The 6,203-nt window shown below is 50.9% G+C and carries 4 protein-coding genes and 1 pseudogene; 2 read left to right on the forward strand and 3 right to left on the reverse strand.

The annotated features are described in order from the left end of the window. Positions 1-70 precede the first annotated feature (70 nt). The gene (locus tag HK25_RS12555) at positions 71-1,063 is read right to left on the reverse strand and encodes an amidohydrolase family protein (RefSeq protein ID WP_086636415.1); all 993 of its coding nucleotides are present in this window, start codon (positions 1,061-1,063) and stop codon (positions 71-73) included. 167 nt (positions 1,064-1,230) lie between these two features. Here HK25_RS12555 and HK25_RS12560 point away from each other — a divergent pair, with 167 nt between their 5' ends. Beyond that, positions 1,231-2,151, forward strand: a complete 921-nt coding sequence (locus HK25_RS12560) for a LysR family transcriptional regulator (RefSeq protein WP_369824752.1) — start codon at positions 1,231-1,233, stop codon at positions 2,149-2,151. 106 nt (positions 2,152-2,257) lie between these two features. Here HK25_RS12560 and HK25_RS12565 read toward each other — a convergent pair whose 3' ends face one another. Continuing rightward, positions 2,258-3,466, reverse strand: a complete 1,209-nt coding sequence (locus HK25_RS12565; RefSeq protein ID WP_198945993.1) for a cation:proton antiporter — start codon at positions 3,464-3,466, stop codon at positions 2,258-2,260. 266 nt (positions 3,467-3,732) lie between these two features. Here HK25_RS12565 and HK25_RS12570 point away from each other — a divergent pair, with 266 nt between their 5' ends. Next, a complete protein-coding gene (locus HK25_RS12570; RefSeq protein ID WP_086636417.1) occupies positions 3,733-5,085 on the forward strand; it encodes an aspartate aminotransferase family protein in 1,353 nt (450 codons plus the stop codon). Positions 5,086-5,125: 40 nt separating this feature from the next. Here the strand turns inward: HK25_RS12570 and HK25_RS12575 are convergent. After that, positions 5,126-6,084, reverse strand: a pseudogene (locus HK25_RS12575) (IS481 family transposase). Positions 6,085-6,203: the final 119 nt, after the last annotated feature.

Raw genomic sequence — 6,203 nt, forward strand, 5'->3', positions numbered from 1 at the left:
CATCGGCTTAAGAGTGGTAGGAATATCCTGAGGACTATAGGGCGATTTTGCTCCTGCTTCAGGTCGTAATTTACTGCAGATGCGCCGGTAAGTTTTCTGTTAGCCGCTCCCAGTTTCTATACGCAAATGCCTGCCTGTCGGCCTCATCAAGGCCACAATTTTCGAGAAAACGTCGCGCATCACCTCCTGGGCGGTATTGATACGGATAGTCAGTAGAAAACAATAGTCTGTCCCGGCCGACGATCCGTGCTGCCTGTTCCAGATAATGCGGCAGAAACATACCACTGGCCGTGACATACAGGTTGCGCCGGAAATATGTCTCCATGGAATGATGCAGTCCTGACACACGGTCCATGTTAGCAAGACGCTCGGCATAGAACAGGACCAGTTCGCCCCAGTGACCCAGAATAACCTGTAAGTCCGGAAAGCGATCGAAATGACCCGCCAGCACCAACCGTAAAAACTGAATGCCCGCATCATAATGCCAGCCGAGACTGAAACAGGAAAATGCAGCATCCACCTGAGGGCTAAACCCGGAATAATAAGCCTCCCTGACGACCTTTTCCGGCGCTCTGGGGTGAAGCAGAACCGGTGCCTTTAATGCGGCAGCACTTTGAAAAACCGGAAGCAAATCAGTATGATCCAGGTTGCGATGGCCCACTCGACCACACAGTATCGTTCCCTTAAACCCAAGTATTCTGACACAGCGCTCGAGTTCCAGGGCGGCTTCGTCGGGCATTGCCACAGGCAGCGTTGCCAGCGCCTGAAAGCGATCGGGGTGGCGACCAGCGGCTTCCGCCACGGCATCATTCGTGCGGCGAGCGAGGTCGATACTGTCTGGTCCCAGGTCGTGCAGTGACGGAGTGGTGAGCGACAGAACCTGTACGTCAAGCCCTGTTTCATCCATCAGGGTTAGTCGCTGTTCGGTGAGATCGTTCAGTCGTGTCTCAAGCAGACCACCATGAAACGCAACACTCGGGTCACTGGCCTCAAGCCCAAGAGCGGACCATGCATTTTTTATCTCATGTGTCAGGAAATGTTCTTCGATGCCAATCAGCTTCATAGGTTTCTTCCTCTCAGCAGACCCTCATTATGATGGGCATGTCTGTTTTCACGTCATAGAAAATAGAGGTAGAACCAGAGCTGGCGCCAGACGCATTAGCATCAATATATAATTGCATGTAACGCCATCTGCCCAGTCATTGTCGATAGGTTCAATGCATGGAAAACATGGATTTCAATCTTCTGAGGGCGCTGGATGTGCTGCTTGAGGAAGTCAGCGTAACCCGCGCAGCTTACCGGCTTGGGCTCAGCATATCCGCCATGAGCCGCACTCTGACACGCCTTCGCTCCGCGACAGGCGATCCGTTGCTGGTGCGGGCGGGGCGGCATCTTGTACCGACACCTTATGCTATGAAGATTCGTGAGAATGTTCATGCTCTGACCCGCGACGTGCGTACCATTCTGTGCCCGCAGCCGCAGGAAATGAATTTGAAAAAGCTGGATCGGACATTCGTCCTTCGCGCCAATGAAGGTTTTCTGAGCGTCGCTGCTGCGCCTCTGGTAACAGCCATTATGAAAGGAGCACCACAGGTTCGCCTGCGCTTTGCGCCTAAGCCTGATAAAGACGCGTTACCATTGCGAGAGGGGCGCATTGATTTGGAAATTGGTGTCCTGGGCGTGTCTGCACCCGAAATTCGAACCCGGCTTCTTTTCCGGGATGCGTTCGTCGGTGCGGCCCGCATTGGCCATTCACTTTTCATAGACGATGATATCAGCGTAGCGCGCTACGTTGCATGTAGCCATGTCGCCGCTTCACGACGAGGGACATTCAGAGGACCGGTTGATGATGCACTGGAGCAACTGGGATACCAGCGCACAGTATCGGCCGTCGTGCCTGGATTTCCGGAGGCACTCGAAATTGTGCGGCAATCAGATCTGGTGACGCATGTCCCGCGGTCTTGTCTGGCGGCCTTTTCTGATAGTTCTGTGGGGATACCGGGTCTGAGATTGTTTCAGCTTCCGGTTCAGACACCTGAAATCGCTATTTCCGCCATGTGGCACCCCAGGTTTGATGCTGACCCTGCCCATCAATGGCTTCGTGACACAGTGCAGGCGGTTTGCAGGCAGGTTTTCGCCGGTTGCCGCTAACTGCTTTTGGCAAATTACTTAGCGGTTTTGAACGTCCGGCCAGTCTGCTCAATGGAAACAGAGCAGACTGGCGCCAGATGATTATTTTTTCTTAGGCATGCCCGGTTTAGGTTTTTGGTTTTACGAGGCTAAAAAGTGGCCCTGTAAGGGTGGTTGAAATAACAGCCAGCACCATAAGAGAAGCAAAAGCGAATTCTGACAGCATACCTTTCTGATGCAAAATTGTTGCCGCAACAATTTCCATAAGCCCCTTGCATTGTAAAAGAGAACCTATGCTGAGAGCCTGGCGATAAGACAATCCGGGAGCAGGTGGAAATAAACAGACAGCACCAATTTTTGAAAAAATGGAAATTGCAACAAGAGCCAGAGACGCAATCACTGAAGGCCATGTCAGAGCATCACCATTAATATGCAAACCACTATGCCCAAAAAACATAGGAGCAAGCCAGATAAGAGAAAACGTACCAATTTTCTCTACTGGTAAACGTCTGACCCAGGCTGGGGGCATAATAGCACCGGCAAAATAAGCCCCTATCAATTCATGCAGCCCCAGCTGGTGACTGGCCCAGGAGCCCGCAGCCAGATAAACAGGTATGGTAAGCCATATTACCCAAAGCGGAGGATGAGGAATATTTCGGGTCGCCCATGTCCCGCCACAAATCAGTAAAATCAGCAGTGCAACGGCTAAAAACTCAAGATGTGTCCAGCCATGTAATGCTGAAGTCCCTTTTGCCGCAAACTGTAATAACGCCAGACCAATCCACAAAGCCGCATCATCAACTACAGCAAGTTTTAATGCCAGTTGTGCCAGCGGGCGCTGTGCAGGTTCAATTTCACGTACGATACCAATCAGCACTGGCAGCGCGCTGACTGCCATACATAACCCGATGGCTGCAGCTGCGATCATCGGCGTTGTATGAGGAGTATGCCATCCAGGCAGAGAGAGAAAAACCTCATAAGCCAGGAAAGTACCTACGAGAAAAGGGCCGCCAAGGGCAACCGCAGCTCCGCCAATCAGGCGTGCAAATGATGGCTGGGGCAGAGCGTTCTGACTGTCATGCTCGTCAGGGTGCTGCCACATTTCGAGCCCGGCTGTAAACGCCAGAACCAGTACAGCAACCCAGCCAATATAGTCCCCATAAAGAGAGGGGATACCCATTGTACTGACAGGTACATGCCAGACGGCCAGCACCATGCCGACAAGAATAGGCAAAACAGCGATAGGCAGGTTTTTAAGTGTAAGCTGCCACAATAACCAGGGCAGAAGTACAAAAAGCGTTGCATCAGCAAAAAGTGACATGAAATGAGTCAGCATGCGATCCCTTTATAGTGTTATTTGAGAAATAAGAGGCTCTTTAGGGAAGGTATGCAAATATTGCATATTTGCAGCCTGTTGTATGCATAATTTTCAATAATTAATAATATAACTTTTTCATCATATTCATGATGCATCATGACAAAGTCTGATTTCTTTATATAAAAATTTCTGTATAAATACTCATTGTCTCAAAGCTAAAACATTTACAGACAGTTGCACGTAAAAGACCTGAAATGACAGGTCGCATAACTAAAGGGTGCATGATGGTACATTTATCTAACGAGTTTAATTGCGAAGATGCTTTGAAAGATGGCTCATACTGGATGCCATTTACCGCAAACCGTCATGTCAGAAAACAGGCCGGTTCGCGCATAATTTCCTCTGCTAAAGGGGCTTATTATTATACCCCTGACGGAAAAAAACTTTTTGATACGTTATCTGGTCTGTGGTGCACACCGCTAGGGCATGCCGTACCACACATCGTGGAAGCTTTGAAAAATCAGGCCGAAGAGCTTGATTATTGCTCATCATTTCAGATGGCCCATCCGGTTGCTGTTCGCCTGGCTAAACGTCTTGCCGATATGGCCCCTGAAAACCTGAACCATGTATTTTTTGCCAATTCAGGGACCGAAGCCGTTGATACAGCCCTCAAACTTGCTTTGGGCTACCACCGCTTAAGAGGTGAGGGCGGACGCTTTCGTATGATCGGGCGCGAACGTGCTTATCATGGCGTTGGCTTTGGTGGCATATCGGTTGGCGGCATTGTATCTAACAGAAAAATGTTTGCTGCCGGTATGCTGAATGGTGTTGATCATTTGCGGCACACCTATGACCACTCAAAAATGGCCTTTTCAAAAGGTCAGCCCACATGGGGTGCCGACTATGCTGAAGATCTGGAGCGTCTTGTCGCACTACACGATGCCTCAACGATAGCTGCCGTTATTGTTGAGCCGGTACAGGGGTCAACAGGCGTTGTGGTGCCTCCGGTCGGGTATCTGGAGCGTTTACGCGAGATATGCACAAAACACGGTATTTTGCTGATTTTTGATGAAGTAATTACAGGTTTTGGTCGTATGGGAGAAAATTTTGCATCCCGGCGTTTTAACGTCAAACCGGATATGATCACCTTTGCTAAAGCAGTAACCAACGGCATTGTGCCAATGGGAGGCGTGCTGATCAGCAAGGATATCTACGAGACATTTATGACCGGTCCTGAAGAGGCGATTGAGTTTGCTCATGGCTACACATATTCAGGTCACCCGATTGCCGCGGCTGTTAGTCATGCTGTGCTCGATATTATGGAAGAGGACTCACTGCTAACGCATGTACGTGGTCTCGAACCGGTGCTGGAGAAGGCTGTGCACAGCCTGAGTGATCTGCCTGGCGTCAGGGATGTGCGTAATTTTGGCCTGACCGCGGGTATCGACCTTGTGCCAGAAGCAGATTCCCCTGGAAAAAGAGGGAGTGCTCTTTTTGAACTGGGTATGCAGAATGGGCTGCTGCTTCGCTGCACGGGCGACACGTTCTCTCTGGCCCCTCCATTTATTGCAACAGAAGAACAGGTGCTGGACATGGTAGAAACCCTGCGTCGCCTGATTATAACCGTAACGCAATAAAAATGCTAAGGGCAGAGAGAGGCAATGTCTCTCTCTGCCCTTAGGTGTTTAGTCCCGTGGCTTGATGGGTTGGATTGATGATGAATCTTTCTGGCTCTGAAGTCCAGATTTTGCAGACGTATTCATAAGGGGTGAGGCCGTTCAGGGTCTTGAGTCTCCGCCCGAAGTTATAGGCGCCATGAAATCGCTGAGGTGTGTCCTTAACTGCTCATGACTGTCGTAATGGAAGCGTTTGACGGTTGCTTCCCTGATTGTCCGGTTCATCCGCTCAACCTGACCGTTCGTCCAGGGATGACTGGGTTTCGTCAGACGATGTTCGATCTCATGAGCTTCGCAGATCATGTCGAAGCGCATGGGGCGAGACCAGGCCATATTGCGGTTACGAGGCTGATCAGCGAACTGGATGCCATTATCGGTCAGAATGGTATGGATCCGATAAGGAATGATGCTCAGGAGATATTCGGGGAATTCCCAGGCGGTCTTCCGATCGGCTTTCTCAACCAGTTGTGTGACAGCGAATTTGCTGGTCCGATCGATGGCGACGAAGAGGTACAGCTTGCCTTCAGCAGTCTGGACCTCGGCAATATCGATGTGAAAAAAGCCGATGGGATAGCGTTTGAAACGCTGTCGTCTGGGCTTGTCTCCCTCGATATCCGGAAGCCGGGATATCCCGTGGCGCTGCAGGCAGCGATGCAGAGCCGGGCGTGTCAGATGAGGGATGCTGGCCTGCAGGGCATAAAGACAGTCATCCAGCGGCAGCAACGTATGCCGGCGAAACGCCACGATCATCGCTTCGTCCGTCTCGGACAGAACCGTGGATCGCGGCTCTTTAGGACCTGTCTTCTGATCCTCAACCGTTTGACGCTTCCGCCATTTTGCAACTGTTTTCGGGTTGATCCCGAACTCCCTGCTCAGCGTCGCGAGCGAAGCCTGCGATCGCTGTATTGCTGCCCGCACGGCGTGCGTGGTCGTGGCGCTCCCATGACGTATCTGTCCCATAAGGCGTCCTTCCACTCTCGTGAAAATACTACACCATCAAACCACGGGACTAAACACCTAGGCTCAGGACCTGTTAATTTATTGAACTGAGCGAGAGATTGTGATTCACAGGCTTACCG

The sequence above is a fragment of the Acetobacter sp. DsW_059 genome (genome assembly GCF_002153695.1).
In the GTDB taxonomy this organism is placed as follows: Bacteria; Pseudomonadota; Alphaproteobacteria; order Acetobacterales; family Acetobacteraceae; genus Acetobacter; species Acetobacter thailandicus.

Coding starts and splice junctions, on each gene's coding strand:
- HK25_RS12560 (WP_369824752.1), top strand. CDS start 1,231: ATGGATTTCAATCTTCTGAGGGCGCTGGATGTGCTGCTTGAGGAAGTC.
- HK25_RS12565 (WP_198945993.1), bottom strand. CDS start 3,466: ATGCTGACTCATTTCATGTCACTTTTTGCTGATGCAACGCTTTTTGTA.
- HK25_RS12570 (WP_086636417.1), top strand. CDS start 3,733: ATGGTACATTTATCTAACGAGTTTAATTGCGAAGATGCTTTGAAAGAT.
- HK25_RS12555 (WP_086636415.1), bottom strand. CDS start 1,063: ATGAAGCTGATTGGCATCGAAGAACATTTCCTGACACATGAGATAAAA.